This is a genomic window from Pseudonocardia sp. KRD291 (assembly GCF_019263595.1).
Classification (GTDB): domain Bacteria; phylum Actinomycetota; class Actinomycetes; order Mycobacteriales; family Pseudonocardiaceae; genus Pseudonocardia.
Window position 1 is genome coordinate 1 of the sequence record NZ_JADQDD010000057.1, and the last position, 25952, is coordinate 25952.

24 protein-coding genes are annotated in these 25952 nt (G+C 73.2%); 15 read left to right on the top strand and 9 right to left on the bottom strand.

The annotated features are described in order from the left end of the window. A partial coding sequence (locus I4I78_RS10780; RefSeq protein WP_218611132.1) for a fumarate hydratase occupies positions 1-1578 on the bottom strand: 1578 nt, incomplete at its 3' end. Positions 1579-1715: 137 nt separating this feature from the next. Here I4I78_RS10780 and I4I78_RS10785 point away from each other — a divergent pair. The 3 genes from I4I78_RS10785 to I4I78_RS10795 all read left to right on the top strand — a co-directional run bounded on the left by I4I78_RS10785 (position 1716) and on the right by I4I78_RS10795 (position 5760). After that, positions 1716-4088, top strand: a complete 2373-nt coding sequence (locus I4I78_RS10785; protein WP_218611133.1) for a xanthine dehydrogenase family protein molybdopterin-binding subunit — start codon at positions 1716-1718, stop codon at positions 4086-4088. Positions 4089-4162: 74 nt separating this feature from the next. After that, entirely contained in the window at positions 4163-4987 is an 825-nt protein-coding gene (locus tag I4I78_RS10790; protein ID WP_218611134.1) for a fumarylacetoacetate hydrolase family protein, read from the top strand. A gap of 11 nt (positions 4988-4998) precedes the next feature. Continuing rightward, positions 4999-5760 carry a maleylpyruvate isomerase family mycothiol-dependent enzyme gene (locus tag I4I78_RS10795; RefSeq protein ID WP_218611135.1) on the top strand — a complete coding sequence of 254 codons (762 nt, stop codon included), beginning with the start codon at positions 4999-5001 and terminating at the stop codon, positions 5758-5760. 33 nt (positions 5761-5793) lie between these two features. Here the strand turns inward: I4I78_RS10795 and I4I78_RS10800 are convergent, their stop codons facing one another. Further along, positions 5794-6558 carry a hypothetical protein gene (locus I4I78_RS10800; protein ID WP_218611136.1) on the bottom strand — a complete coding sequence of 255 codons (765 nt, stop codon included), beginning with the start codon at positions 6556-6558 and terminating at the stop codon, positions 5794-5796. Between the two features lie 5 nt (positions 6559-6563). After that, entirely contained in the window at positions 6564-6755 is a 192-nt protein-coding gene (locus I4I78_RS10805) for a hypothetical protein (protein ID WP_218611137.1), read from the bottom strand. 163 nt (positions 6756-6918) lie between these two features. Here I4I78_RS10805 and I4I78_RS10810 point away from each other — a divergent pair, with 163 nt between their 5' ends. Beyond that, positions 6919-8040: a glutamate-cysteine ligase family protein gene (locus I4I78_RS10810; protein WP_218611138.1), complete on the top strand. Its 1122-nt coding sequence runs from the start codon at positions 6919-6921 to the stop codon at positions 8038-8040. 22 nt (positions 8041-8062) lie between these two features. Here the strand turns inward: I4I78_RS10810 and panB are convergent, their stop codons facing one another. Continuing rightward, positions 8063-8950 carry a 3-methyl-2-oxobutanoate hydroxymethyltransferase gene (gene panB / locus I4I78_RS10815; protein ID WP_218611139.1) on the bottom strand — a complete coding sequence of 296 codons (888 nt, stop codon included), beginning with the start codon at positions 8948-8950 and terminating at the stop codon, positions 8063-8065. A gap of 229 nt (positions 8951-9179) precedes the next feature. Here panB and I4I78_RS10820 point away from each other — a divergent pair, with 229 nt between their 5' ends. From I4I78_RS10820 to I4I78_RS10830, 3 genes are all read left to right on the top strand, one after another. Further along, a complete protein-coding gene (locus I4I78_RS10820) occupies positions 9180-10811 on the top strand; it encodes an alpha/beta hydrolase (protein ID WP_218611140.1) in 1632 nt (543 codons plus the stop codon). A 103-nt stretch (positions 10812-10914) separates the two neighbouring features. Continuing rightward, the gene (locus I4I78_RS10825) at positions 10915-12258 is read left to right on the top strand and encodes a glutamine synthetase family protein (RefSeq protein ID WP_218611141.1); all 1344 of its coding nucleotides are present in this window, start codon (positions 10915-10917) and stop codon (positions 12256-12258) included. Positions 12259-12294: 36 nt separating this feature from the next. Beyond that, on the top strand, positions 12295-12774 hold the full coding sequence (locus tag I4I78_RS10830; RefSeq protein ID WP_218611142.1) for a cupin domain-containing protein: 480 nt from the start codon (positions 12295-12297) through the stop codon (positions 12772-12774). On the opposite strand, the gene I4I78_RS10835 is transcribed toward I4I78_RS10830, so the two are convergent. Then, positions 12771-14030, bottom strand: a complete 1260-nt coding sequence (locus tag I4I78_RS10835; protein ID WP_218611143.1) for a flavin-dependent oxidoreductase — start codon at positions 14028-14030, stop codon at positions 12771-12773. The two genes, I4I78_RS10830 and I4I78_RS10835, sit on opposite strands and share 4 nt — an antisense overlap. A 229-nt stretch (positions 14031-14259) precedes the next feature. On the opposite strand from I4I78_RS10835, the gene I4I78_RS10840 reads away from it, so the two are divergent. Next, positions 14260-17292 carry a bifunctional [glutamine synthetase] adenylyltransferase/[glutamine synthetase]-adenylyl-L-tyrosine phosphorylase gene (locus tag I4I78_RS10840; protein ID WP_218611144.1) on the top strand — a complete coding sequence of 1011 codons (3033 nt, stop codon included), beginning with the start codon at positions 14260-14262 and terminating at the stop codon, positions 17290-17292. Here the strand turns inward: I4I78_RS10840 and I4I78_RS10845 are convergent. Together I4I78_RS10845 and I4I78_RS10850 are read right to left on the bottom strand one after the other, a co-directional pair. Beyond that, complete coding sequence (locus I4I78_RS10845; RefSeq protein WP_218611155.1) at positions 17271-18041, bottom strand: alpha/beta fold hydrolase; 771 nt, start codon at positions 18039-18041, stop codon at positions 17271-17273. The genes I4I78_RS10840 and I4I78_RS10845 overlap by 22 nt on opposite strands. A 5-nt stretch (positions 18042-18046) precedes the next feature. After that, complete coding sequence (locus I4I78_RS10850; RefSeq protein ID WP_218611145.1) at positions 18047-18415, bottom strand: DUF1330 domain-containing protein; 369 nt, start codon at positions 18413-18415, stop codon at positions 18047-18049. A gap of 88 nt (positions 18416-18503) precedes the next feature. On the opposite strand from I4I78_RS10850, the gene I4I78_RS10855 reads away from it, so the two are divergent. The 6 genes from I4I78_RS10855 (at position 18504) to I4I78_RS10880 (ending at position 22672) form a co-directional block, all read left to right on the top strand. Beyond that, the gene (locus I4I78_RS10855) at positions 18504-19157 is read left to right on the top strand and encodes a TetR/AcrR family transcriptional regulator (RefSeq protein WP_218611146.1); all 654 of its coding nucleotides are present in this window, start codon (positions 18504-18506) and stop codon (positions 19155-19157) included. Between the two features lie 12 nt (positions 19158-19169). Next, positions 19170-20054, top strand: a complete 885-nt coding sequence (locus I4I78_RS10860) for a TIGR03619 family F420-dependent LLM class oxidoreductase (protein ID WP_218611147.1) — start codon at positions 19170-19172, stop codon at positions 20052-20054. Positions 20055-20097: 43 nt separating this feature from the next. Next, positions 20098-20826, top strand: coding sequence for a M50 family metallopeptidase (locus tag I4I78_RS10865; protein ID WP_218611148.1), 729 nt, complete (start codon positions 20098-20100; stop codon positions 20824-20826). Positions 20827-20879: 53 nt separating this feature from the next. Then, positions 20880-21317 (top strand): nitroreductase family deazaflavin-dependent oxidoreductase, encoded by a 438-nt coding sequence (locus tag I4I78_RS10870; RefSeq protein ID WP_218611149.1) that lies wholly within the window; start codon positions 20880-20882, stop codon positions 21315-21317. 72 nt (positions 21318-21389) lie between these two features. After that, complete coding sequence (locus I4I78_RS10875) at positions 21390-21824, top strand: heme-binding protein (protein ID WP_218611150.1); 435 nt, start codon at positions 21390-21392, stop codon at positions 21822-21824. A gap of 581 nt (positions 21825-22405) precedes the next feature. After that, a complete protein-coding gene (locus I4I78_RS10880; protein WP_218611151.1) occupies positions 22406-22672 on the top strand; it encodes a GlsB/YeaQ/YmgE family stress response membrane protein in 267 nt (88 codons plus the stop codon). 70 nt (positions 22673-22742) lie between these two features. On the opposite strand, the gene I4I78_RS10885 is transcribed toward I4I78_RS10880, so the two are convergent. Together I4I78_RS10885 and glnA are read right to left on the bottom strand one after the other, a co-directional pair. Then, complete coding sequence (locus I4I78_RS10885) at positions 22743-23681, bottom strand: DUF5996 family protein (RefSeq protein ID WP_218611152.1); 939 nt, start codon at positions 23679-23681, stop codon at positions 22743-22745. A 209-nt stretch (positions 23682-23890) separates the two neighbouring features. Beyond that, positions 23891-25315 carry a type I glutamate--ammonia ligase gene (gene glnA / locus I4I78_RS10890; protein ID WP_218611153.1) on the bottom strand — a complete coding sequence of 475 codons (1425 nt, stop codon included), beginning with the start codon at positions 25313-25315 and terminating at the stop codon, positions 23891-23893. Between the two features lie 241 nt (positions 25316-25556). Between glnA and I4I78_RS10895 the strand changes: the two genes are divergently transcribed. Further along, the coding region (locus I4I78_RS10895) for an RDD family protein (RefSeq protein WP_218611154.1) at positions 25557-25952 on the top strand (396 nt) is incomplete at its 3' end.

Below are 25952 nucleotides of genomic sequence, written 5' to 3' on the forward strand. Positions count from 1 at the left end.
CACGACGAACGCCGGGAAGTTCTCCACCTCGATCTTCCAGACCGCCTCCATGCCCAGCTCCGGGTACTCCAGGACGTCGACCTTGCGGATGCAGTCCTGGGCCAGGCGCGCGGCCGGACCGCCGATCGAGCCCAGGTAGAAACCGCCGTTCGCGGCGCAGGAGTCCACGACCTGCTTCGAACGGTTGCCCTTGGCCAGCATCACCAGCGAGCCGCCGGCCTCCTGGAACTGCTTCACGTAGGAGTCCATCCGCCCGGCCGTGGTCGGCCCGAACGAGCCGGACGCGTAGCCCTCCGGGGTCTTGGCCGGACCGGCGTAGTAGACGGCGTGGTCGCGCAGGTACTGCGGCATCGCCTCGCCGGCGTCGAGCCGCTCGGCGATCTTCGCGTGCGCGATGTCGCGGGCCACCACCAGCGGCCCGGTCAGCGAGAGCCGGGTCTTCACCGGCAGCGTCGAGAGCTGGGCTCGGATCTCGTCCATCGGGCGGTTCAGGTCCACCCGCACCACGTCGTCGGAGAGCTGCTCGTCGGAGGCGTCGGGCAGGTAGCGGGCCGGGTCGCGCTCGAGCTGTTCCAGGAACACCCCGGCCGGAGTGATCTTGGCCTTGGCCTGCCGATCGGCCGAGCAGGACACCGCGATGCCCACCGGCAGCGACGCGCCGTGCCGCGGCAGCCGGACCACGCGGACGTCGTGGCAGAAGTACTTGCCGCCGAACTGGGCGCCGATCCCGAAGTTGCGGGTCAGCTCCAGGACCTGCTGTTCCAGGTCGGTGTCGCGGATCGCGTGCCCCAGCGGCGAGCCTTCGGTGGGCAGCCCGTCGAGGTAGCGGGCCGACGCGAGCTTGGCGACCTTGAGGTTGTACTCGGCCGACATGCCCCCGACGACGACGGCCAGGTGGTAGGGCGGGCAGGCCGCCGTCCCCAGCGACCGCAGCTTCTCGTCCAGGAACGCGGCCAGGCGCTTGGGGTTCAGCAGCGCCTTCGTCTCCTGGTAGAGGAACGTCTTGTTGGCCGAGCCGCCGCCCTTGGCCATCACCAGGAGCTCGTAGAACGGGTCCCGGCCGGGCTTGGTGTAGAGCTCGACCTGCGCCGGCAGGTTGGTGCCGGTGTTGCGCTCGTCCCAGAACGTCATCGGCGCCATCTGCGAGTAGCGCAGGTTCAGGTCCCGGTAGGCCTCGAAGATCCCGCGCGAGACAGAGGCCTCGTCGTCACCGCCGGTCAGGACCGCCTCGGTCCGCTTCCCGACGACGATCGCGGTGCCGGTGTCCTGGCACATCGGCAGCACGCCGCCGGCCGAGACGCAGGCGTTGCGCAGGAGGTCGGTGGCGACGAACCGGTCGTTCCCGGAGGCCTCCGGGTCGTCGATGATCGAACGCAGCTGGGCCAGGTGGGAGGGGCGCAGCAGGTGTTGGATGTCGGTCACGGCGGCGCGGACGAGGCCGGTCACGGTCGCGGGCGGGACCTCGAGGAAGGTCCGGCCTCCGGCGGAGAAGGTCTCCCCGGCCGGAAGGTCGAGCTCGCGGTACTCGGTCTCGTCGGCCCCGAGCGGGAGCACGTCGGTGTGGTGGAACTCGGGCATGGCCCGGGACGCTACCCCGGCGCCCCCACGCCGCGACGCACGGAGAGACGCACGCGACGCGTCCCCGGAGACCGCTAACCGAAGGGTCCTCCGTTTCGGCGGGACAGCGCCGGGTGCCGCGCAGTAATGTGACGGCCATGCCTGGCTCGATCCTGGGAACGTCCGTCCGCCGTGTCGAGGACTCCGACCTCATCACCGGCGCCACCACCTATGTCGGCAACCTCCGGCTGGACGGGCTCGCGCACGTCGCGTTCGTCCGTTCACCGCTCGCGCACGCGGTGATCACCGGTATCGACACGGCCGAGGCCGCCGCCGCACCGGGGGTCCTGGCCGTCTACACCGCGGCCGACCTCGACCTTCCGGCCCACCACGGCCTGATGACGCTCAACCCGGACATGCCGCGACCGCCGCTGGCCACCGACCGCGTCCGGTTCGTCGGCGAGGCGGTCGTGCTCGTCGTCGCGGAGACCAAGGCCGCGGCCGTCGACGCCACCGAGCTGGTCGAGGTCGACTACGACCCGCTGCCCGCCGTCACCGATCCGGAGGCCGCCCTGGCCCACGGCGCCGAGCTGCAGTTCCCGGAGTCCGGCAGCAACGTCGCGGCGGGCCTGCGCTCCCCGGAGCCGGACCCGACCGTGGACGCCGAGGTCGTCGTGCGCGCGCGGATGGTCAACCAGCGGGTCGCGGCGATGCCGCTGGAGGGCAACGCGATCGTCGCGGATCCGACCGACGAGGACTACGAGGTCGTCGTGCACGTGTCCACCCAGATGCCGCACGGGTTCCGCAGCCAGATGTGCGGCGTGTTCGGCCTCGGGGAGGAGCGGGTCCGGGTGATCGCCCCGCACGTCGGCGGCGGCTTCGGCGCCAAGGCCGGGATGCTCGCCGAGCACACCGCGACGATCGGCGCCGCGCGGGCGTTGGGCCGCCCGCTGTCCTGGGTGGAGACCCGCACCGAGAACCTGGTCTCGATGCCGCAGGGCCGCGGCCAGGTCGCCTACTACGAGCTGGCGTTGACCCGCGAGGGAAAGATGACCGGGCTGCGGGCCCGGGTCGTCGGCGACTCCGGGGCCTACGCCGGTTTCGGCGGCGCGCTGCCGCTGCACATGACCTACCTGATGGCGCCGGGCGTCTACGACATCCCGAACGTCCGGTACGACGCCGCGTCCGCGCTGACCAACACCACGCCGATGGGCGCGTTCCGCGGAGCAGGCCGGCCCGAGGCCGCCGCGCACCTGGAGCGCCTGGTCGACATCGCCGCCGTCGAGCTGGACATGGACCCGGCAGAGCTGCGGCGCAAGAACTTCCTGGACCCGTCGGCGTTCCCGCTGACCACCCCGGTCGGCGCGGCCTACGACGTCGGGGACTACGACCTGCCGCTGCGCGAGGCGCTGCGGGTGGCCGGCTACACCGAGCTTCGCGAGGAGCAGGCGCGCCGGCGCAAGGACGACGACCCGGTGCAGCTGGGCATCGGCATCTGCGCCTACGTCGAGGTCACCGCCGGTGGTGGCGGCAGCGAGTACGGCTCGGTGACGGTGAACGCGGACGGCTCGGCGACCGTCTCGGCCGGCACGTCGGCACACGGGCAGGGGCACGCGACGTCGTTCGCGATGCTCGTCTCGGACCGGCTCCACATCCCGATGGACAAGATCAGCTACGTGCAGTCGGACACGAAGACCGTGCCGCGCGGCGGCGGTACCGGCGGGTCGCGGTCGCTGCAGATGGGCGGCACCGCCGTCGCCGAGGCCGCGCAGGACCTCCTGGAGCAGGCCCGCAAACGTGCGGCGACGATCCTGGAGGCCGCGGCCGCGGACATCGAGCTGACCGACTCCGGCGAGTTCGGCGTCACCGGCGTCCCGAGCACGGCCACGGTCACCTGGGCGCAGCTCTCCGGGCACGCCGCCGCGGCAGGGGAGACCCTGGCCTCCGCGCTCGACTCGAAGCAGGCCGGGGCCACGTTCCCGTTCGGTGCGCACGTCTCGGTCGTCGAGGTCGACACCGAGACCGGGCGGGTCACCCCGCGCCGGCACATCGCGGTGGACGACTGCGGCCGGATCGTGAACCCGCTGCTGGTCGAGGGCCAGCAGCACGGGGGTCTCGCCCAGGGCATCGCGCAGGCCCTGTTCGAGGAGGTGCTGTTCGACGACGAGGGCAACCCGACCACGGCGAGCCTGGCCGACTACCGGATGCCGACCGCGGCCGACCTGTTTCCCTTCGAGGCCTCGACCACGCAGACCCCGACGCACATGAACTCGCTCGGGGCCAAGGGCATCGGCGAGTCCGCGACGATCGGGTCCACCCCGGCCGTGCAGAACGCCGTGGTCGACGCGCTGTCGGGGCTCGGCGTGCGGCACGTCGACCTGCCGTGCAGCCCGCAGCGGGTGTGGCGGGCGGTGCAGGCGGCGCGATCCGGGGCCGGGGCCGACATCTGGAGCGAGCCGCCGAACGTCTTCGACGACCTGCCGGTGCGGGGCGGGGGAGCGGCCTCGGCGGACGAGGCCGGCGCGATCTGAGATCCGTGCCCCCCGGGGCTGTTTTCGTCGGCGCAGTGGCGCAGACTCTCCCGCGTGAGCACGGAGTACACACGATGAAGCTGGCCACGATCCGCACCGCCGCCGGGAACCGGGCCGTGCGGGTGGACGACGACACGGCGACCGAGACCGGCGACGCCGACGTCCGGGCGCTGCTCGAGCGCCCGGACTGGGCTGCGCACGCCTCGGCTGCGGCCGGGCCGGTGCACGCCGTGGGAGGACTCGACTACGCCCCGCTCGTCCCGTCCCCCGAGAAGATCATCTGCGTCGGGCTGAACTACCGCGACCACGTGCTGGAGATGGGCAACGAGCTGCCCTCCTACCCGACCGTGTTCGCCAAGTTCGCGCCCGCGCTGGTCGGTGCGCACGACGACATCGAGCTGCCCGCGGCCTCGGACAAGGTCGACTACGAGGCCGAGCTCGCGATCGTGATCGGCCGCCCGGTCCGGCACGCCGACGCCGGGGCCGCCCGTGCCGCGATCGCCGGGTACACGGTGCTCAACGACGTGAGCATGCGCGACTTCCAGAACCGCACCAAGCAGTTCCTGCAGGGCAAGACCTTCGAGCACTCCACCCCGCTGGGCCCGGTCCTGGTCACCCCGGACGAGCTGCCCGAGGGCGGCTGGGCGATCTCGAGCACACTCGACGGCGAGGTCATGCAGGACTCGACCACCGACCAGCTCGTCTTCGGCGCCGTCGAGCTGATCACCTACCTGTCCGCGATCGTCACCCTCAACCCGGGCGACGTCATCGCGACCGGGACCCCCGGCGGGGTCGGGCACGCGCGCACGCCCCCGCGCTACCTGACCGACGGGGCCGAGCTCGTCACGGCGGTGGCCGGGGTCGGTGAGTGCCGGAACACCTGCCGGAAGGCACTGTGACCCCGCCGCCCGTGACCCCGCCGCCCGTGGCGCCGCCCGCCATCGACGACTCGCTGGCCTGGGCCGGTGACGGCGCGGCGCACCTGCGTGGCCTGATGACGCGGATGGGGGAGGAGGCCTTCGGCGCTCCGTCCCTGCTCCCGGGCTGGACCCGGGCGCACGTGCTGACCCACATCGCCCGCAACGCCGACGCGATGATCAACCTGCTGCGCTGGGCGAAGACCGGCGCCGAGACGCAGGCCTACCCGAGCCGCGAACAGCGCGACGCCGACATCGAGTCCGGCGCCGGACGCTCCCCGGACGAGATCCGCACCGACGTCATCGCCTCCTCGGACCGCCTCGCGGATGCGGTGCGGGCGATGCCCAAGGACCGGTGGACCGCGCCCGTGCGCAACCCGCAGGGCGCCGAGCTGCCGGCCTACGGGGTGATCTGGGGACGCGCCCGCGAGGTCTGGATCCACGCCGTCGACCTGGACGTGGGGGCCTCGTTCGCCGACCTGCCGGTCCCGATGCTCGCCGTCCTGATCGACGACGTCGGCGCCCGGCTGGGCGGCCTGGCGGGCTGCCCGGCGATGGTGCTGGAGGATCTCGACAGCGGGCGCACGGTGGCGGTCGGTCCCGGACCGGACGGGCCGGACGGGCCACCGCGCGACCTCGGCACCGTCCGCGGACCCGGCCACGAGCTCGCGGCCTGGCTGCTCGGGCGGTCGAAGGGCAAGGCACTGCGCACCTCGGACGGCGCCCGCCCCGGCCCGTTGCCGAGCTGGCTGTAGCTTCCCGCGCCGGGGGAATCGGGCGACGGGGAGTCAGCGGCCGGGCTCGTGTCCGGCGTCGTCGTCGCGGCCCGTCTCCAGGACGTCGATGCGTTCCTGCATCTCGTCCAGGCGTGCCTGTAGCAGCGCGACCTCGGCGGAGAGCACCGCCACCACTCCGGCCTCGCCGGGCGGGGACGGGGCGTCGCTGCGCGGCCCCCACCCGAGCGTCGACGTGGGGGCCAGCGCCGTCAGCGGGGACACCGGGCCGGCCGGGACCTCGTCCGCGCCCAGCTCCACGCCACCGGCGAGGCGGGCGAACACGGACGGGTCGAGCACCGGGCGGCGGCCCGCGCAGGACGCGCACACCGGTTCCAGGCGCCGCCAGCCGCTCGCCCCGGACCCGGTGTCGGCCAGCGCGCCGACCGCGCCACCACAGCTGCACCGGCGCAGGCGCACGGTCCGCACCCGCTGGCGGGAGTAGCGCAGCCCCAGCTCGTAGCGGCGGTAGCGGCCCGACGCCACGACCTCGAGCAGCACTGCCCCCTGGTGTTCCGGCGCGCAGGCCAGCTCGCGGGCCGCCGCGGGGTCGTTGAAGCAGTAGAAGCCACAGTCGCACCAGCGCGACGGGCAGTCGTGGCGGCAGCCGTGGGCGCAGACGGCGTCGTCGACCCAGTGGTAGACGTGCGCCCGTCCGAGCGTCACCCCGCTGAACCCCGCCGTGGCGCCGTCCACCGAGAGCATCGGGTAGGCGAGCTTCCAGCCGGTCAGCGGGCCCGTCGGCTGCTCCCGGGGGGTGCGGGCGAACAGCGGTCGCACGGGTCTCAGTCCTCGGTGCGCGGTCCCGTGCGAGCGTGCCCGGCGCGGACCGGCTCGGGCCGGTCCGTGTCGAGGACGTCCGGCGCGGCGGCGAGCGGCGCCACCGGCTCGCGTGCCGGTGCGGTCCGGCCGGAGTCGGCCCGGTCGGCCTCGTGGTCCACGGCGAATCCCTCGGCGAGCTTGCGACCCAGTCTCATGACGCCTCCTGTGTCGGCCTGACGTGTGCTGAGTCACAAGGCTGACTCCCGGAGCCGACCTTGTCCAGAGCAGAACGGGTGGTGTCGGGACGGCGCACGGTAAGGATAGGCTCACTCAGCGTGCATCCCGGTTCGGGGATGCGACGACGACGCGGGGGTGGGCATGCGCGGGGCCGCGCGCTACGGGATCGAGCACGAGGTCGCGCTGCTGCGCGCGGACGGCACGCTCGCCGACTTCACCTCGCTGCGCTACGAGGAGGTCGCGGCGATCGTGGCCGAGCTGCCCGAGGACCCCGACGACCGGCGTGACCTGCGCATCGGGGACGCCGGGATCCGGCGCAAGCGCTGGTACGCCGAGGGCTTCGAACGCTTCGACGACGACGGCCGACTGGTCCGGTTCGACCCCAAGGGCATCGAGATCCGCACCCGGATCCACGACGACGTGGACGCGGTGACCGGCGCGCTGGTGCGGGACCTGGCGTCACTCTCCGACGTCGCCGGGCGGCACGGCCTGCATCCGATGGCGATCGGCTTCAACCCGCTGCGCTCGGTGTACCCGCTGCTGCCGCCGCTGACCGCGTTCGAGCTCGCCGGGCAGGCGCAGTCGCCGGAGGAACGCACCGCGCACCTGCACATGGTGACCTACGGGCCGGACCTGAACCTCTCGTTCCCGGACGCGCCCACCGACCCGGCGACGCTGGCCGACGCCGGCGCGAAGCTGACCCACCTCAGTCCCTACCTGGTCCCGCTCTCGTTCTCCTCGCCGTTTCGCGACGGCCGGGAGTGGGGTGGGCTCTCCGCGCGCACGTCACTGCGTACCGGTCCGCGCCCGGCCGTCCTGGTCTACCTCGACCCGTCGGACCCGCTGCAGGTCAGCGACCCGACGCTGACCCGGCACGCCGGCATCCCGGCCGAGGTCGGCCGGATCGAGTTCAAGGCGTTCGACGCGTGCCCGGACCCCGCTCTCTACGCGGAGCTGCTCAGCCTGCTCACCGGCCTGCTGCGGGACACGACGCTGCCCGGGCGGCGGACGACCCCGGACGCCGCGCTGCACCGCCGGGCGGCCGTCGCCGGGCTGGACGACCCGCAGATCCGGGCCGGGGCCGACGCCGCGCTCAGCGCCGCCGCGGCCGCACTGTCCGGCGAGCCGGAGCACACCGACCGGCTGGAGCGGCTGCGGGTGCGCCTGGACCGGCGGGAGTGCCCGGCGCACGCGCTGCTGACCCGCCACCGCCGGGGCGAACCCGTCGCCGGCCTGCCCGCGCGCACCCCCGCCCCCGGCTGATCCGCCGCACCCGGTCGCGGCGCTACTGGTAGGAGTGCTCCGGGCCGGGGTACTCGCCGCCGCGGACGTCGTCGGCGAACGCGGTCGCCGCCGCGTGCAGGGCACCGCCGACGTCGGCGTAGCGCTTGACGAAGCGCGGCACCTTGCCGCGGTTCATCCCGGCCATGTCCGACCAGACCAGCACCTGGGCGTCGCAGTCGGTGCCGGCGCCGATCCCGATCGTCGGGATCGCCAGCTCGGCGGTGACCCGCTTCGCGACCTCGGCCGGCACCATCTCCAGCACGACGGCGAAGGCGCCCGCCTCCTGCAGCGCCACCGCGTCGGCGACCAGGCGGTCCGCCCCGTCGCCGCGACCCTGGATCCGGAACCCGCCCAGGGCGTGCTCGCTCTGCGGGGTGAACCCCAGGTGCGCCATCACCGGCACCCCGGAGCCGGCCAGAGCCTCGACCTGCGGTGCGAACCGGGCGCCGCCCTCCAGCTTCACCGCCTGCGCTCCGGCTTCCTTCATGAACCGGAACGAGGTCTGCAGCGCCTGGGCGGGGGAGACCTGGTAGCTGCCGAACGGCAGGTCCGCGACGACGAGCGCGTTCGTCGCGCCGCGGGTCACGGCCCGGACCAGCGGCATCAGCTCCTCGACGGTGACCGGGATGGTGTTGTCGTGGCCGTAGACGTTGTTGCCGGCCGAGTCGCCGACGAGCAGCACCGGGATGCCGGCGTCGTCGAAGATCTCGGCGGTGTAGACGTCGTAGGCGGTGAGCATCGGCCAGCGCCTGCCCTCGCGCTTCCACTCCAGGAGGTGGTGCACGCGGGTGCGCCGCGGGGCCGACGGGCCGCGGTAGGGCGGCGGCTGCTCGGCCGTGACCGGGGTCTGCGGGGTGTCGGGGGTGTCGCGGGTGCCGGGAGTCGTCATCGAATCCGTCCTTTCCTCGAGGCCCGCTCGGCGGGTCCCCGGGATCGCCGGTGGTGATGACGCCCAGCGTGACAGCGCGCGACGCGCTCGGGGACGGCGTTGTGGGGACGCTCACCCGCCGGTGGCCCGGCGGCAGCCCGACCGGCCCCGTCGCCGGTCCGCGCACCTGCCGTGGCCGACCGGGCACGCCGCGTCCGGAACCGTCGGGGTCGACTGGCATGCTCGGATCATGTTCGTCGGTTCGCGCTCCCGCCGGTCACCCGGCCGCCCCGCCCGCACGACGACGGTCGTGGCCGCCGCGGCCGCGCTGGTCGCGTTGCTCGGCGCGTGCGCCGACGCGAGCATCGGGCAGGGGGCCGCCGGCGATCCCGCGCAGCCCCCGGCGCCGAACCCGCCGGAGCTGGCCGCGTTCTACGACCAGCAGCTCACGTGGGGCCCGTGCGGCGGTTTCGCCGGCTCGGCCGCCGACGCGGCGGCGTTCGCCGACCCGAAGTTCGACTGCACCCGGGTGAACGTCCCGCTGGACTACGCGAAGCCGGACGGCCCCACCGCACAGGTCGCGCTGCTGCGGCAGAAGGCGAGCGGCGGGCCGAGGATCGGGTCGCTGTTCTTCGACCCGGGCGGGCCGGGTGCGTCCGGGACGAGCTACCTGGCCAACGCGAGCTCGCGGCTGCCACCGCAGCTGGGCCAGCGCTTCGACCTGGTCGGGTTCGACCCGCGCGGCACCGGCGCCAGCACCCCGAAGATCGACTGCCTGGACGACCGGGAGAACGACGAGGAACGGACGAAGGTCTTCGCCGACCCGTCACCGGCCGGGGTGGCCGCCGCCGAGACCGACGCGAAGTCCTACGCCGACCGTTGTGCGCAGCGGGTCGGGCCGGACGTCCTGGCGAACATGGGGACCCGGGACGCGTCGAAGGACATGGACATCCTGCGCGCCGCCGTCGGGGACCAGAAGATGAACTACGTCGGCTACTCCTACGGCACCGAGCTGGGCACCGCCTACGCCGAGGCGTTCCCGCAGAACGTGCGGTCCCTGGTGCTCGACGGGGCCATCGACCCGACCCAGACGACGGTGGACTCCTCGGTCAAGCAGGCCGCCGGCTTCCAGCTGGCGTTCGAGAACTACGCGAAGTCGTGCGCCACCCAGCCGCAGGACCGGGCGCCGTGCCCGCTGGGCACCGATCCGGCGCAGGCGACCCGGGCGTTCAACACCATCATCCAGCCGCTGATCGACAAGCCGGTACCGGTCGGTGACGGGCGGACCCTGAGCTTCGAGGACGCCGTCACCGGCGCGACCCAGGCGCTCTACGTCTCCGAGTACTGGCCGATCCTGAGCCGCGGCATCTCCGAGGTCGCGAGCGGGAAGGGCCGGATCCTGCAGATCCTGGCGGACTCCTACTACGAGCGTGACGAGCAGGGCCGCTACACGAACATGCTCGAGGCGTTCCAGTCCATCTCGTGTGTGAACCAGAAGCCGGTCACCGACCCGGCCGAGGTGCGGGAGCTCAACGAGAAGGCCGACCAGGCCGCCCCGTACCGCTCCACCGGGCGCGGCGTCGTCGCGGCGAAGGACCCGTGCGCGTTCTGGCCGGTGCCCCCGACCAGCGAGCCGCACACGCCGAACGTGCAGGGGCTGCCGCCGGTGGTCGTCGTGTCGGTCACCGGGGACCCGGCGACGCCGTACCAGGCCGGGGTGGACCTGGCCCAGCAGCTCAAGGGCAGCCTGATCAAGGTCAACGGCGAGCAGCACACGGCGTCGCTGCAGGGCAACGCCTGCCTCGACGACAAGGTCGCGGCGTACCTGATCGACCTCAAGAGCCCGGACGCCGGGGCGGAGTGCACGCTCGACCCGGCATGACCGGGTCCGCGGGCGGCCCGGGCCCCGGCGTGTGACACACGTCCGGGCCGTCCCGACCAGCCAGGAAACATCCCTGTAACCCGAGCTTCGTAGGGTCGCCGCCATGGACCGTCAGCAGGAGTTCGTGCTCCGCACGCTCGAGGAACGCGACATCCGCTTCGTCCGTCTGTGGTTCACCGACGTGCTCGGATTCCTCAAGTCGGTGGCGGTCGCGCCGGCCGAGCTCGAAGGCGCCTTCGCCGAGGGGATCGGCTTCGACGGCTCCGCGATCGAGGGCTTCGCCCGCGTCTACGAGTCCGACATGGTCGCCCGTCCGGACCCGTCGACGTTCCAGGTGCTGCCCTGGGAGACCGCGGCAGGCGACCACTACTCGGCGCGGATGTTCTGCGACATCGCGATGCCCGACGGGTCCCCGTCCTGGGCCGACCCGCGGCACGTGCTGACCCGGGCGCTGCACAAGGCCGGCGAGGCCGGGTTCACCTGCTACGTGCACCCGGAGATCGAGTTCTACCTGCTGCGCGGGCTGCCCGACGACGGCACCCCGCCGGTCCCGGCCGACTCCGGCGGCTACTTCGACCAGGCCAGCCACGACGTCGCCCCGCACTTCCGGCGCAACACCATCGAGACGCTGGAGTCGATGGGCATCTCGGTCGAGTTCTCGCACCACGAGGGCGGGCCCGGCCAGCAGGAGATCGACCTGCGCTACGCCGACGCGCTGACCATGGCCGACAACCTGATGACGTTCCGCTACGTCGTCAAGGAGGTCGCGCTGACCCAGGGCGTGCGGGCGTCGTTCATGCCCAAGCCGTTCACCCAGCACCCCGGCTCGGCCATGCACACCCACTTCTCGCTGTTCGAGGGCGACAACAACGCCTTCCACGACCCGGACGACCCCTACGAGCTCTCCGCCACCGGCAAGGCGTTCGTGGCAGGCGTGCTCAAGCACGCCCGCGAGATCGCCGCCGTGACCAACCAGTGGGTGAACTCCTACAAGCGCCTCGTCGTCGGCGGGGAGGCCCCGACCGCGGTCTCCTGGGGGCACGCGAACCGCTCCGCGCTGGTCCGGGTGCCGATGTACTCGCCCGGCAAGTCCTCGAGCCGTCGGATCGAGGTGCGCACGCTGGACAGCGCGTGCAACCCCTACCTGGCCTACGCGCTGATCCTCGGCGCCGGTCTGCGGGGCATCGAGAAGGGCTACGAGCTCGCCCCGGCCACCGAGGACGACGTGTGGGCCCTGACCGACACCGAGCGCAAGGCGATGGGCTACGAGCTGCTGCCGCAGAACCTCACCGAGGCCCTCGACGTGATGGAGCGCTCCGAGCTGGTCGCGGAGGTGCTCGGCGAGCACGTGTTCGACTTCTTCCTGCGCAACAAGCGCGCCGAGTGGGACGCATACCGCCGCAACGTCACCCCGCACGAGCTCGCGACCTATCTGCCGGTCCTCTGAACCGTAGGAACCCGGTACCGATCAGAAGGAGGCACGATGGCCGGCGACGAGATCATCCTCGGACCGCTCCCGAAAGGCATCACGCTCGCCGGCGAGGGCCAGCACAAGCGGATCTGGAACGTGCTCGGGCACACCTACTCGATGAAGGCGGCCGGCGAGTCCAGCTTCGCGTTCGAGACGCTGGACCCGCCCGGTACCGGCGTGCCGCCGCATGTGCACCCCACCCAGGACGAGCACATCTACGTCCTCGAAGGCGTGTTCACCCTCTACCTGGACGGGCAGTGGGAGACCGCTGGTCCCGGGGACACCGTCCGGATGCCGCGCGGGCTGCCGCACGCCTACTACAACCGGACCGAGGCGAACTCGCGGGCGCTGTTCTGGGTGAGCCCGTCGGGCAGGCTGGCCGCGCTGTTCGACCGGCTGCACGACCTGACCGACCCGGCCGAGGTGGTCCGTGTCTCGGCCGAGCACGACGTCGACTTCCTGCCCCCGGGCTCGGTCGAGGGCGCCGACTAGCCCGAGACTCCATGGGTACGGTCCGGCGGGGCGGGCCGCAGCGCGCCGGTCGCCTGCGCGTAGCCGGACAGCACGGCGTTCAGCTCGTCGTCGTCGAGCACGTCGCGACGACGTTCGAAGCCCTCCGGTGCGCGGCGCTCGACCTCGTCGATCACGCCTTCCGGGCCGCCGGCCCGGTTGCGCAGGACGATGTCCGCGGTGGCCGGCAGGCGCTCGTCCTGGTAGGCGAGCAGGGCATCGACCGGGTCGTCGTGGCCGCTCAGCTGCCGGCCTAGGGCCGCGGCGTCCAGGATCGCCTGGCCTGCGCCGTTCGAGCCCATCGGGTACATCGGGTGCGCGGCGTCGCCGAGCAGCGTGACCCGCCCGTGCGACCAGCGGGGCAGCGGGTCGCGATCGCACATCGGGAACTCGAGGACCTCCTCGGTGGCCGCGACCAGCGCGGTGTGGTCGATGCCGGGGACGTGGAACCGTTCGGCGTGCCGGACCGCGACCCCCGGCTCGGCCGGGCGTGACCAGTCCTGGCGGCGCGGCGGGGGGTCGCCGTCGCGGCCGGTGAGCAGGCAGATCGCCCAGTTCGTCAGCACCGTGTCCGGAGTGGTGCCGCGGCCGATCGGGTACAGCGCCAGTTTCGCCGCCGTGCCGCCGGCGATGATCATCGATCGGCCGCCGCGGAACGCGGCCCACTCGGTGGCCCCCCGCCACATCTGGACACCGTTCCAGCGGGGCGGGCCCTCGCCGGGGAAGAGGATCTCCCGGACCGTGGAGTGGATGCCGTCCGCGCCCACCAGCACGTCACCGCGGAGCTCCCCGGCCGGTCGGCCGGCGCGGTCGACGAGCCGGGCGCGCACACCGCGCTCGTCCTGGGAGAACCCGATGAGCCTGTGCCCCGCCCGCACCGCACCGTCGCCGAGCCGGCCGGTCACCGCGCGCAGCAGGACCCCGCGCAGCCGGCCGCGGTGACACGACAGCTGCGGGTGGGCGAACCCGGCGTCGAGGCCGCACGGGCGGCGCACGATCTCGTGGCCCAGCCGGTGGTGATAGGCCAGGTCCGTGGTGCGCACCGCCGTCTCGTCGAGCGCGTCCAGCAGGCCCAGGTCGGTCAGTTCGGCCACGGCGTGCGGGAGCAGGTTGATCCCCACCCCGGGTTCGCCGCCTGCGCTGCCCTGTTCGAGCACGTCGCAGTCGACACCGAGCCGGTGCAGGCGCAGGGCCGTGACCAGCCCGCCGATTCCCGCTCCCACGATGAGGACCCGCATCACGCCTCCGCTGCTCGCACGCCGCCGACGATCCCCCGGCCCGGACGCCCGTCGCGACCGCGCCGAAGGACCACAGGGTAGGCACCACACCGGTCGAGCAGCGATACCTCCGCCGGCCCCGTCGGCGCTGAGGCGGTGCGTCGTCGGTGGCGCGATGCCGGCGGTTCCGGGCCGTGCGCTGGACGGATGCGCGCGAACCATGCCGGATGCGGCAGGATCAGTCCCCGTGATGGATCGGCGCACGGGGACATCGCTGGCCCGGCTGGGCATCACCGGCCCGGATGCCGGCGAGACGCTGCAGAAGCTGGGCTGGTGGTCCGGCGACCGCCCGTCGCCGGGTGCCGAGGAGATCATGTGGGCGCTGGCGCGCAGCCCCGACCAGGAACTGGCCCTGCGGGCCGTCGAGCGTCTGTCCCAGACGCCGCCGTGGCCCGAGGTCGACCGCGCCCTGCGCAGCGACTCCGGGCTGCGCGGACGGTTGTTCGCCACGCTCGGCTCGTCGACCGCGTTGGGCGACCACCTGATCGCGCACCCGCAGAGCTGGTCGCTGCTGGCCGACACCCCGGACCGGGCCGACCCGCCACCGGACCTGTCCCGGCGCACCGCGACCCTGCTGCGCGCGGTCGGGGCCGACCCGGACGCCCCGGCCCCCGGTTCGGCCGGTGGGGCGCGCGCGACGCTGACCGGCCCCGAGGCCGTCACCGCCCTGCGCAACGCCTACCGCGACGAGCTGCTCGGCCTGGCCTCGGCCGACCTGGCCGCGGTCGGGGACCCGTCGCTGCCGGTGATGGAGGTCGACGACGTCGCCGCCCAGCTGGCCGAGCTGGCCGAGGCCGCGGTCTCGGCGGCGCTCGCCGTGGCCGCCGCCGAGCAGGACCCGCCCGACGAGCTGCGCCTGGCCGTGATCGGCATGGGCAAGTGCGGCGGGCGCGAGCTGAACTACGTCTCCGACGTCGACGTGATCTTCGTGGCCGAGCCGGGCGGGGAGCTCACCCAGGCCGCGACGAAGCTGGCCGGCCGGGTGATGCGGGTGGCTGGGGAGGCCTGTTTCGAGGTGGACGCGAACCTGCGCCCGGAGGGCAAGCAGGGCGCGCTGGTCCGGACCCTGGACGGACATGTCACCTACTACAAGCGCTGGGCCAAGACGTGGGAGTTCCAGGCGCTGCTCAAGGCCCGCCCGATCGCGGGGGACCCGGCGCTGGGCGCGTCCTACGTCGACGCGGTCGCGCCGATGGTGTGGCAGGCCGCCGAGCGCGACGACTTCGTCGCCGACGTGCAGGCCATGCGCCGCCGGGTGATCGAGCACATCCCGTCCGACCAGCGCGAACGCGAGCTGAAGCTGGGCCAGGGCGGTTTGCGCGACGTCGAGTTCGCGGTGCAGCTGCTGCAGCTGGTGCACGGGCGCACCGACTCCGCGCTGCACTCGCCCTCGACGCTGGAGGCTCTCGCCGCCCTGTCCGACGGCGGTTACGTCGGGCGCGACGACGGCGCGAACCTGGCCGCGTCCTACCGCTTCCTGCGCCTGCTCGAGCACCGCCTGCAGCTGCAGCGGCTGCGCCGCACCCACCTGCTGCCCGCCGCCGACGACACCGACGCGCTGCGCTGGCTGGCCCGCGCCGCCCGGATCCGCCCGGACGGCCGGCGCGACGTGGTCGGCGTGCTCGTCGCGGAGTGGCAGCGCAACTCCCGGCGGGTGAGCCGGCTGCACGAGAAGCTGTTCTACCGGCCGCTGCTGTCCTCGGTGTCGCGGCTGTCCGCGGACGAGGCCCAGCTGTCCACCGAGGCGGCCAAGGCCCGGCTGGCCGCGCTGGGCTGGGCGTCGCCGGAGGGCGCGCTCGGGCACCTGCGCGCCCTGACCGGCGGGGTGTCGAGGGCGGCGTCGATCCAGCGCACGCTGCTGCCGGTGCTGCTCGACGAGCTGTCCTCGAGCCCGGACCCGGACAAGGGGCTGCTGGCCTACCGCCGGGTGTCCGAGGCGTTGGCGTCGACGCCCTGGTACCTGCGGCTGCTGCGGGACGAGGGCGCGGTCGCCCAGCGGCTGATGATGCTGCTCGGCACGTCCGCGCTGGTCCCGGATCTGCTCATCCGTGCGCCCGAGGTGCTGCGGATGCTCGCCACCTCCAGCACCGGCGGCAGCCCCGAGCTGACCCGCGACCCGCGCGAGGTGGCGGTCGCGCTGCGCACGACCGTGGCCCGGCAGGCGACACCGGAGTCCGCGGTGGCCGCGGCCCGGTCCTACCGGCGCCACGAGATGCTGCGGATCGCCTGCGCCGACGTGCTCGGGCTGCTCGACGTCGAGCAGGTCTGCACCGCGCTGAGCTCGGTGTCCGAGGCCGTGGTGGCCGCGACCCTGGACGCGGTGCTGGCCGCGCAGGAGGGTGAGCGGCCGGCGCGGATCGCGGTGATCGGGATGGGCCGTCTCGGCGGCGGCGAGCTGAGCTACGGCAGTGACGCCGACGTGCTGTTCGTCTGCTCTCCGCTCGGCGACTCCACCGACCACCAGGCGGCGCGCTGGGCCACCGGCGTGGTGGAGCGGGTGCGACGGCTGCTCGGCACGGCCAGCCCGGACCCCGAGCTGGCGATCGACGCCGACCTGCGCCCGGAGGGCCGCTCCGGGCCGATGGTGCGCACACTCGACTCCTACCGCGAGTACTACGCCCGCTGGGGAGAGGTCTGGGAGGCCCAGGCCCTGCTGCGGGCGCGCCCGATCGCCGGTGACCCCGCCCTGCGCACCGAGTTCACCGAGCTGATCGACCCGATCCGCTACCCGGCCGACGGGATCGCGGACGCCTCGGTGGCCGAGATCCGCCGGATCAAGGCCCGGGTCGACGCCGAGCGCCTGCCGCGCGGCGCGGACCGCACCACCCACACCAAGCTCGGCCTGGGCGGGCTCGCCGACGTCGAGTGGACGGTGCAGCTGATGCAGCTGCGCCACGCCGGCGACATCCCGGAGCTGCGCACCACCTCGACCCTGGACGGGCTGCGCGAGGCCGCCGAGGCCGGGCTGATCACCGACTCCGACGTGACCGAGCTCGCCGCGGGCTGGCGGATGGCCACCCGCGCCCGCAACGCGATCATGCTGGTCAAGGGCAAGGCCGGGGACCAGCTCCCGCGCTCGGGCCGGGAGCTGGCCGCCGTCGCGTCCGCGCTGGGCTACCCGAACGGCGGGGACCCCGGGGTGTTCCTCGACGACTACCGCCGCGCCACCCGCCGCTCGCGCGCCGTCGTCGAGCGGGTGTTCTACGGCTGGACCGAGGACTGAGGGATCGGCAGCGAGCCCCAGAACGTGCGCAGCGCCCGGGCCCCGGTGCGCGGCTCCTGCACCATCCACCAGTGGCCCAGGCCGGGAAGGACCGCGGTCGCGGCGCCCGCCCGGGCCGCCGACCGGTGCCGCTGCTCCTCGGTACCGCCCACGTGGTCGGCGGTGGCGACGACCGCGAGGCCCGGCCGCCGGGCGGCCCCGGGCAGGTGCTCGCCGAGCCGGGCCATCACCGGCTGGGCCGCGGAGCGGTACAGCGTCAGGACCGCACGGCCCATGGCCTCGTCCTGCCCGGCCGCGACCTGCTCCGCCACCGGCGCGGTGATGCCGCGGTCGACCAGCGACGCGACCCGCTCGGCGAGGCCGGCCCCGAACCGGCGGGCGACGGCGGCCTCGCCGTCGCCGGGCGTCTGCCACTCCCGCGCGAGGTCGTGCCAGACGTAGTCCGGGTCGAAGATGCCGACCGCGTCGCTGACCCAGCTGCGCAGCAGGTCCGGCCGGGTCATGGCCACGCCGAGCACGTGCCCGCCGCCCCAGTCGTGCCCGACCAGGTCGACCGGCTCGTCGAACGCCTCGAGCTCCGCGCTCAGCCAGTCCCGGTACCCGCCGACCGTGGCCTCGAAGCCCGCCGGCAGGGGTGCCCCGAAGCCCGGCGGGGACAGGCAGGTCACGTCGTCGCGGCCGAGCTCGCGCAGCAGCGGCGTCCACACCGCGGCCGTCTCCGGGTTGCCGTGCACGAACACGGCGGGCACCGGGCTCACACCCCGATCGGGGTGGTCGGCTGCAGGACCGACTCGAGCAGCGCCTCGCTGCGGAAGTGGGCGCCGTCGCGGTACTCCGGGTCGCGGACCATGTCCGCGAACGCCTGCCTGCTCGGGTAGCGGACCAGCACGACCGCGTCCCAGGCCTGCCCGTCCTCGGCCACCAGTGCGCGCCCGCCGTCACCCAGGTACTGCACCTGCAGCCCGTACCGCGCGTTGACGCCGGCGTTCAGGTGCTCGACGTAGCGCTGGTAGCTCTCGCGTCCGCCGTCCGGGCGGAAGCGCAGCAGGTTGAGCATCACCACCGGGCCACCCGGGTCCTCGGCCAGCAGCACGTCCAGGTCGCGGTCGTCGATCTCGATCATGGTCTCTCCTCGTCGAGGGGGTCGGTCCGACCACTGTCACATATTTGCGAGTCGACACGCAAGTATGTGCGGCGCTACGATCCGTCGCATGGCAGTGGGGGAGCGGCCCGGGCGCCGCACGCAGCGCGAGCGCCGGGACCAGACCGGTTCCGCGCTGCTCGCCGCGGCCGCGGAGCTGGTCGTCGAGTCCGGTGTGCGGGCCGTGACGCTGGCCCGGGTCGGCGAGCGGGCCGGCTACAGCCGGGGCATCGTCACCCATCACTTCGGCTCGAAGCGGGCGCTGATCGACGCGCTCGCCCGGGCCACCCAGAGCGGTTTCGTGCCGGGTCTCGCCGACCGCGGCCCCGGCCTGGAACGCCTGCTGATGCTCGTGCGCGGCTACGTCGGCGCGCTGGGCGAGCTCGGCACGCTGAACCGTGCGTTCCTGCTGCTTTGGGCCGAGGCGGTCACCGCCCCGGAGCTGTCCGAGGTCTTCCGGGAGCGCGACGAGTCGTTCCGCGCCGACCTGCGCTCCGACGTCGCGGCCGGCATCGAGGAGGGGGCCGTACGGCCGGGCACCGACCCGGACGCGGTGGCGGTCGCGGTCCTGGGCCAGCTGCGCGGCATCGCGCTGCAGGTGCTCCTCGACCGCGACGCCGTCGACACCGGGCGGCTCGGTCCCGTGGTCGCCGAGCAGTGGCGGCGGGCACTGTCGTCCGGCGGTCCCGGCCCCGGCCCCGGTCCCGCGTCGGGCTTGCAGTAGGTGGGAGGTCACGTGCGGATCGGATTCTGCGTGCCGCAGTTCGGGCGGGCGGCCGCACACGTCGAGGACACGATGCGGTTCGCCGCCGGTGCGGAGGAGCGGGGCGCGGCCAGCCTGTGGACCGGGGACCGGCTGCTCGCCGCCGTCGACCCGCGGGTGGGCTACGGCGGCGGCCCGGGCATCCCCGAGGAGTTCCGCGCCGCGCACGACCCGCTGGCTCTGCTCACCGCGGCCGCCGCCGTCACGACGCGGGTGACGCTGGGCACGAGCACGCTCAACGCCCCCTGGTACCCGGCCGCCCTGCTGGCCCGCCACGCGCTGACCGTCGACCGGATCAGCGGCGGACGGCTGCTGCTCGGTCTGGGCACCGGGTGGTCGCCGGAGGAGTACGACGCGGTCGGGGTCCCGATGCGCGAGCGCGGCGCCCGCCTCGACGAGTGCCTCGACGTGCTGTCGGCCTGGTGGCACGACGACCCGGTGCAGGTCGACGGGACGTTCCAGACGATCGCGCCCTCGCACGTCACCGTGAAGCCGCACGGCATCCCGGTGTTCATGGCCGGGTTCGCCGAGCGCGCCCGGCGCCGGATCGCCGAGCGCGCCGACGGGTTCCTGCCGGTCGTGGTGCCCGGCACCCCCGATCTGGACGCCGCGGTGAACGCGCCGTGGCAGGCCCTGCGCGACGCCGCCGGGGACGCGGGACGGGACCCGTCCTCGATCGGTGCGGCGCTGCGGGTGAACCCGCGTGCCGGGGACTCGGTGGAGTCGATCGGGGAGACCCTGCACCGGGTCGCGGAGCAGACCGACGTCGAGCACGCGTTCGTCGACCTGATGTATCTGGCCGGGGACGCCGACGCGGCGCTGGAGCTGGTCTCGGCGGTCCTGGACGCAGCCGGCTGAACCACCCGCCGCCGCCGGCGTCCGCGCTGCCAGACTGGTCGTCGTGTCCGCCGCACCCCCCGACGCCCTGGAACTCGTCTCGCAGGCCTACGAGCTCGTCGCCGCACGCCCGGCGTCGCTGGTCGCGGCGCTGGCCGCGCTCGTCGTCGTGGTCTGGCTGCCGAGCTGGCGGGCGACCCGGGTCGCGGTGACGATCGCCCACGAGGGCGGGCACGCGCTCGTCGCGGTGCTGGCCGGGCGGGGCCTGGCCGGGATCCGGTTGCACGCCGACACATCCGGGGTCACCTACTCCACCGGCGCCGGGCGTGGGCCGGGCGTGGTCGTGATGTTCCTGGCCGGCTACGTCGCGCCGCCGCTGCTGGGCCTCGGCGGCGCGGTGCTGGTGGCCGCCGACGCCGACCAGGTGTGGCTCTGGGTCGGCATCGTGGCGCTCGCGGCGACGCTGTTCCAGATCCGCAACCTGTTCGGCGCGCTCGCCGTGCTCCTCAGCGGCGCGGTCCTGGTCGTCGTCACGGTCTGGGCGGAGCCGGACCTGCGGACCGGTTTCGCGGCAGCGCTGTGCTGGTTCCTGCTCTTCGGCGGGGTGCGGGCGTGCGCGGAGCTGCGCCGCGGACGTCGTCGGGGGCGGTTGCGGCACTCCGACGCGGACCGGCTCGCCGAACTCACCCCGATCTCCGGCTCGGTCTGGGCGGCGCTGTTCCTGCTGGTCTCGGTGCTGGCGACGCTCGCCGCGGTGTGGGTGGTGTTCGCCCCGGCCGGGGCCCGGGCCTGACCGGGGGACGACCCGCCGGGCGCTGCTGCGGCGGGCACGGAAGGATCGGGCGGGTGACTGATTTCGAGGACTTCAACAAGAGGGTCATCGGCGAGTTCCGCGAGAACGACGGGAAGGTCGGCCCGCCGTTCGAGGGGGCCACGATGATCCTGGTGCACCACCTGGGCGCGAAGAGCGGCACCGAGCGGATCACCCCGCTGGTGTGGTTCGCCGACGGCGACCGCTACGTGATCGTGGCGTCGAAGGCGGGCGCCCCGGACAACCCCGCCTGGTACCACAACATCCTCGCGCACCCGGACATCACGGTGGAGGTCGGCCACGGCCCGGAGGGACGCGTGGAGACCCTGAGCGTGCACGCCGAGGAGCTCACCGGTTCCGAGCGCGAGCGCATCTGGTCGTGGATCACGGAGAACAACGCCGGGTTCGCCGACTACCAGAAGAAGGTCGAGGGGATCCGCACGATCCCGCTGTTCGCGCTCAGCAAGCGCTGACCGCTGCGCGGACGGGCCGGTCGCCGGGCCCTGGCCCGGCGACACGGCGCGCCGTCTGCGAGGCTCGATCGCATGACGATCACGCTCGAGCAGGCCCAGACCATCGCCGCCGCCGCACTGGGGCACGGCACCGAGAAGGGCTTCAACCCCCTGACCGTGGCGGTCCTCGACCCGGGTGGCGCCGTCGTCGTCCTGGCTCGCCAGGACGGCTCCGGCTACCTGCGTCCCGACCTCGCCATCGGCAAGGCCAACGGCGTCCTGGCCCTCGGCATGACCAACCGGGCGATCGCCGCCCGCGCCGCCGACTCGCCGGAGTTCTTCACCTCGGTCGCGAACCTGGCCGGCGGCAAGATCTTCTCGGTGCCCGGCGGCGTGTTCGTGAAGGACGCCGCGGGCACGCTGCTCGGGGCCGTCGGCGTCACCGGGGACGCTTCGCTCAACGACGAGGCCGCGGCGCTGGCCGGGATCGAGGCCGCCGGCCTGGTGGCGGTGACCGGGGCCGAGTGACCCGCCCGCCGGGCGCAGGTGCGAGCCGCACCCCCGGGCGACATGGTCAGCCCGGGGGCGCGGAGGTGGCACGCACGGGCGCCGCGCGAAGCGAGGCCCGATCGTGCACGTGGTGGGACGATGTCCTTCCCGGGGCGGGTGGCGGCCCGGTTCGTATGTTCCGTCGAGGGTCGGCCGGACGTGGTGGTCAGGTCCCCCGGCGTGTGACGTAGAGCACCGTGGGAAGAAGCTAATCAGCCGTTGTGCGACCTGTCAACGCGTATCGGTTCGCTTCTGCGGAACCCCGCCCCGGCGGAGCAACGCCGCCCCGGAAGCATCAGCCGCGCGTGAGCGCGTCCGGGACCGGATGGTGCGGTCGGGTTACCTCCGGGCGCGAACGGAGCCGTCGCTCGGGCGCGCCGTCGCCGACGTCGAGGGTGCGATCACTGTCACCCGGCCGGTGCAGCGGGCGCGTTTCGTGCATGCCCCGGCCCATGTCCGGGGATACCCTTGACGGAACAGGGCCGGGAGTGAGCACGGCCCTCGCACGATCGTTCCGCAGTTCACGTCCGGCCGGGGCCGGCGACGAAGGGGAGAAAATCATGATCGGAACGATTATCGGATGGCTCGTCCTCGGACTGGTCGCGGGCTTCATCGCCCGCGCCGTGGTGCCGGGCAAGGACGACATCGGCATCCTGCGCACCATCCTGCTGGGAATCGCCGGCTCCATCGTCGGTGGTCTCGTGGCGAGCATCTTCACCGGCTGGAGCGGCTTCTCGCCGTCCGGGTGGATCGGCTCGATCATCGGCGCGATCGTCGTGCTGGTGGTCTACAACAAGGTGACCGGACGCAAGCAGGTCCGTCGCTAGACCCTTCACGTCGGCGCCGTCCCGGACACGTCCGGGGCGGCGCCGACGTGTCCGGCCTCGGACACGGCGGTCAGGACGAGCCGGCGTGCCAGCGGAGGGGGTCGTCCTCCAGCGCGGCGCGGTCCCAACGGCCGCGGTCCGCGGCGGCCACGTAGGTGGCGTGGAGGAACTGCGCGACCGCGCGGTCGGGGTCGGGTGCGGCGCGGGCGAGCTCGTAGGGCAGCAGGAACTGCTGGTACTCGGGGCTGTAGTACGCGCCGGCGGGCCCGACCGGCTGATCGCCGAAACCGTCCGGAGCGGGGTAGGCGTAGGCGTAGAACGCGCCCTCCTCCCCACCGCCGGGCCAGAACCCGCAGCTCGACAGCTCCCGTGAGTACCCCTCGACCATGACCCAGTCCCCGCAGTTGGGCGCCCCGCCGGGGTGCGGCGGGGCCGAGCGCCCGGAGAAGCGGGTGCAGGCGAGATCCATCCCGCCCCAGAAGAAGTGCACGGGGCTGACCTTGCCGACGAAGTGCGACCGGAACTCGCCGATCACCCGGTTCGCCTGCAGCAGCTGGCGCCAGAACAGGGTGGCCGCCTCGCCGTCGTAGGAGGCGTGCGTGTGGTCCTCGGCGAACGGGATCGCCGGCTCGACCTCGTTGGGGCGCGCCCGGATCTCTGCCTCGATGCCGAGATCGCCGAGAACCTCCTGCACCCGGGCGTAGAACTCCGCGACCGACATCGGCTGCAGGGGCACGCTCCGCGTGCCGCCGTCGCTGCTGCGGACCTCGAGCCGGTGGCCGACGAAGTCGAACTCGATCTCGAACGCCCCGCCGCGGTACGGGATGGCCGAGGTCGTCAGCCCGCGCGGGCTCACATAGAGGGTCACCTGCCACCAGTGGTTGAGCAGCGGGGCGTGCCGCATGCGGATCTTCCCCACGATCTGGGTCCACATGTGCAGGGTCTCGCGGGTGGGGGTCCAGTCCGAGACCCGCAGGCTGGGCCAACTCGTCGTCGGGCTCGTAGACACGGGCCGAGTGTGCCAGGACCACGCCCGTACCCGGCTGCTCTACGGGGAGTGGCTGCGGCGCGCGCGCCGCCGAGCCGATGCCCGGGGTGACCGGTCGTGTGCCCGACCCGAGCGCAGAACGGTGGTTGACACCGACCGACGCCCAGAGGCGTCCGTGCGGGTCAACCACCGTTCCCGGGGTCGGTCAGCAGGTCATCGCGACCTGGGGATCACACGTCGTAGTACAGGGCGAACTCGTACGGGTGCGGACGCAGACGCAGCGGGGAGATCTCGTTGTCCCGCTTGTAGGCGATCCAGGTCTCGATCAGGTCCGGCGTGAACACGCCGCCGTCGAGCAGGTAGTCGTGGTCGGCCTCGAGGCGGTCGATGACCGCGTCCAGGCTGGCCGGCACCTGCGCGATGTCCTTGGCCTCCTCGGGCGGCAGCTCGTAGAGGTCCTTGTCGATCGGGGCGGCCGGCTCGATCTTGTTCTTGATGCCGTCCAGACCGGCCATCATCATCGCGGCGAACGCCAGGTACGGGTTGCCGGACGAGTCGGGGCAGCGGAACTCGAGGCGCTTGGCCTTCGGGTTATTGCCCGAGAGCGGGATCCGGATGCAGGCCGAGCGGTTGCGGGCCGAGTAGACCAGGTTGACCGGGGCCTCGAAGCCGGGGACCAGGCGGTGGAACGAGTTCACCGTCGGGTTCGTGAACGCCAGCAGCGACGGCGCGTGGTGCAGGATGCCGCCGATGTAGAAGCGGGCGAGCTCGGAGAGCCCGCCGTAGCCGGACTCGTCGTGGAACAGCGGCTGCCCGTCCTTCCACAGCGACTGGTGGGCGTGCATGCCCGAGCCGTTGTCGCCGAAGAGCGGCTTCGGCATGAACGTGACGGTCTTGCCGTCGTGCCAGGCCGTGTTCTTGACGATGTACTTGAACAGCATCACGTCGTCGGCGGCGTGCAGCAGGGTGTTGAACTTGTAGTTGATCTCACCCTGGCCCGCGGTGCCGACCTCGTGGTGGCCGCGCTCGAGCTCGAACCCGCTGTTGGTCAGGTTCGTGGCCATGTCGTCGCGCAGGTCGGCGTAGTGGTCGACCGGCGGGACGGGGAAGTACCCGCCCTTGTAGGGGACCTTGTAGCCGAGGTTGCCGCCCTCCTCGTGCCGGCCGGTGTTCCACCAGCCCTCGGCCGAGTCGATGTGGTGGTACTGCTGGTGCGGGTCGGACCCGAACCGCACCGAGTCGAAGATGTAGAACTCGGCCTCGGCACCGAAGAAGCAGGTGTCGGCGATGCCCGACGCGTTCAGGTACTCCTCCGCCTTGCGGGCGACGTTCCGCGGGTCACGGGAGTAGGGCTCGCCCGTGATCGGGTCGTGCACGAAGAAGTTCATGTTGAGCGTCTTGTGCTTGCGGAACGGGTCCAGGCGCGCGGTGGCCGGGTCCGGGAACAGGGCCATGTCCGACTCGTTGATGGCCTGGAAGCCGCGCACCGAGGAGCCGTCGAAGGCGACCCCGCTGTCGAGGAAGTCCTGGTCGACGGTGCTGGCGGGGACGGTGAGGTGCTGCATGACGCCGGGCAGGTCGCAGAACCTGATGTCGACGTACTCGACCTTCTCGTCCGAGATGTACTTGAGTACCTCTTCGGCGTTGCTGAACACGCTCTTGGGCTCCTTCTCTCGACTGTAGGAGGTTGACCGGGACGCTATGGTCGCCGTGTTGCCCACCAGTCACCCGACTGTTTCACGGACGTTAACTGGGCTCGGCGCGACAGGGGTCACACGCGGCGCCGGACCGCTCCGATCGTGTGGCTCCTCCGTGCCTGGTCGACCACGGGAGTGGCGCCGGTGCGTACGACGACGTCCCGGCGGTGGTGCGAGGTCGGCGCCTAGGCTAGAGCGCATGGCCCGCTGGATCGAGTCCTGGCTCCCCGGATCACCCACCGGGACGGATACGGACGCCGGGCATCCGGGCGAGAAGTTCGGTCTGCCCGCTGCCGGCGCGAACGCGACGGCCTCATTCGGCCGCCGCCTCGCGGCGATCTTCGTCGACTGGATGATCGCGTACCTGCTGACCCTGGCCTACCTGGGCGTCGACGCACTCGGAGCACCGAACACCAGCTGGACGATCCTGGGCGTCTGGTACGTCCTGACCGTCCTGCCGACCGCGATCGTCGGGATGACCGCCGGGATGGTCGTCCTGGGCCTGCGCGTCGCCCGCACCGACATGGCCCGCTTCGTCGGTGTGCCGAGAGCCCTCCTGCGCACGTTCCTGATCGCGTTGATCATCCCGCCACTG

Excerpts from the sequence above, each read along its gene's own strand:
- I4I78_RS10805 (WP_218611137.1), bottom strand. The coding sequence starts at position 6,755 with ATGAGACTGGGTCGCAAGCTCGCCGAGGGATTCGCCGTGGACCACGAG.
- I4I78_RS10875 (WP_218611150.1), top strand. The coding sequence starts at position 21,390 with ATGACGATCACGCTCGAGCAGGCCCAGACCATCGCCGCCGCCGCACTG.
- I4I78_RS10790 (WP_218611134.1), top strand. The coding sequence starts at position 4,163 with ATGAAGCTGGCCACGATCCGCACCGCCGCCGGGAACCGGGCCGTGCGG.
- I4I78_RS10785 (WP_218611133.1), top strand. The coding sequence starts at position 1,716 with ATGCCTGGCTCGATCCTGGGAACGTCCGTCCGCCGTGTCGAGGACTCC.
- I4I78_RS10880 (WP_218611151.1), top strand. The coding sequence starts at position 22,406 with ATGATCGGAACGATTATCGGATGGCTCGTCCTCGGACTGGTCGCGGGC.
- I4I78_RS10855 (WP_218611146.1), top strand. The coding sequence starts at position 18,504 with ATGGCAGTGGGGGAGCGGCCCGGGCGCCGCACGCAGCGCGAGCGCCGG.
- I4I78_RS10835 (WP_218611143.1), bottom strand. The coding sequence starts at position 14,030 with ATGCGGGTCCTCATCGTGGGAGCGGGAATCGGCGGGCTGGTCACGGCC.
- I4I78_RS10820 (WP_218611140.1), top strand. The coding sequence starts at position 9,180 with ATGTTCGTCGGTTCGCGCTCCCGCCGGTCACCCGGCCGCCCCGCCCGC.
- I4I78_RS10810 (WP_218611138.1), top strand. The coding sequence starts at position 6,919 with ATGCGCGGGGCCGCGCGCTACGGGATCGAGCACGAGGTCGCGCTGCTG.
- I4I78_RS10850 (WP_218611145.1), bottom strand. The coding sequence starts at position 18,415 with ATGATCGAGATCGACGACCGCGACCTGGACGTGCTGCTGGCCGAGGAC.
- I4I78_RS10830 (WP_218611142.1), top strand. The coding sequence starts at position 12,295 with ATGGCCGGCGACGAGATCATCCTCGGACCGCTCCCGAAAGGCATCACG.
- I4I78_RS10825 (WP_218611141.1), top strand. The coding sequence starts at position 10,915 with ATGGACCGTCAGCAGGAGTTCGTGCTCCGCACGCTCGAGGAACGCGAC.
- panB (WP_218611139.1), bottom strand. The coding sequence starts at position 8,950 with ATGACGACTCCCGGCACCCGCGACACCCCCGACACCCCGCAGACCCCG.
- I4I78_RS10840 (WP_218611144.1), top strand. The coding sequence starts at position 14,260 with ATGGATCGGCGCACGGGGACATCGCTGGCCCGGCTGGGCATCACCGGC.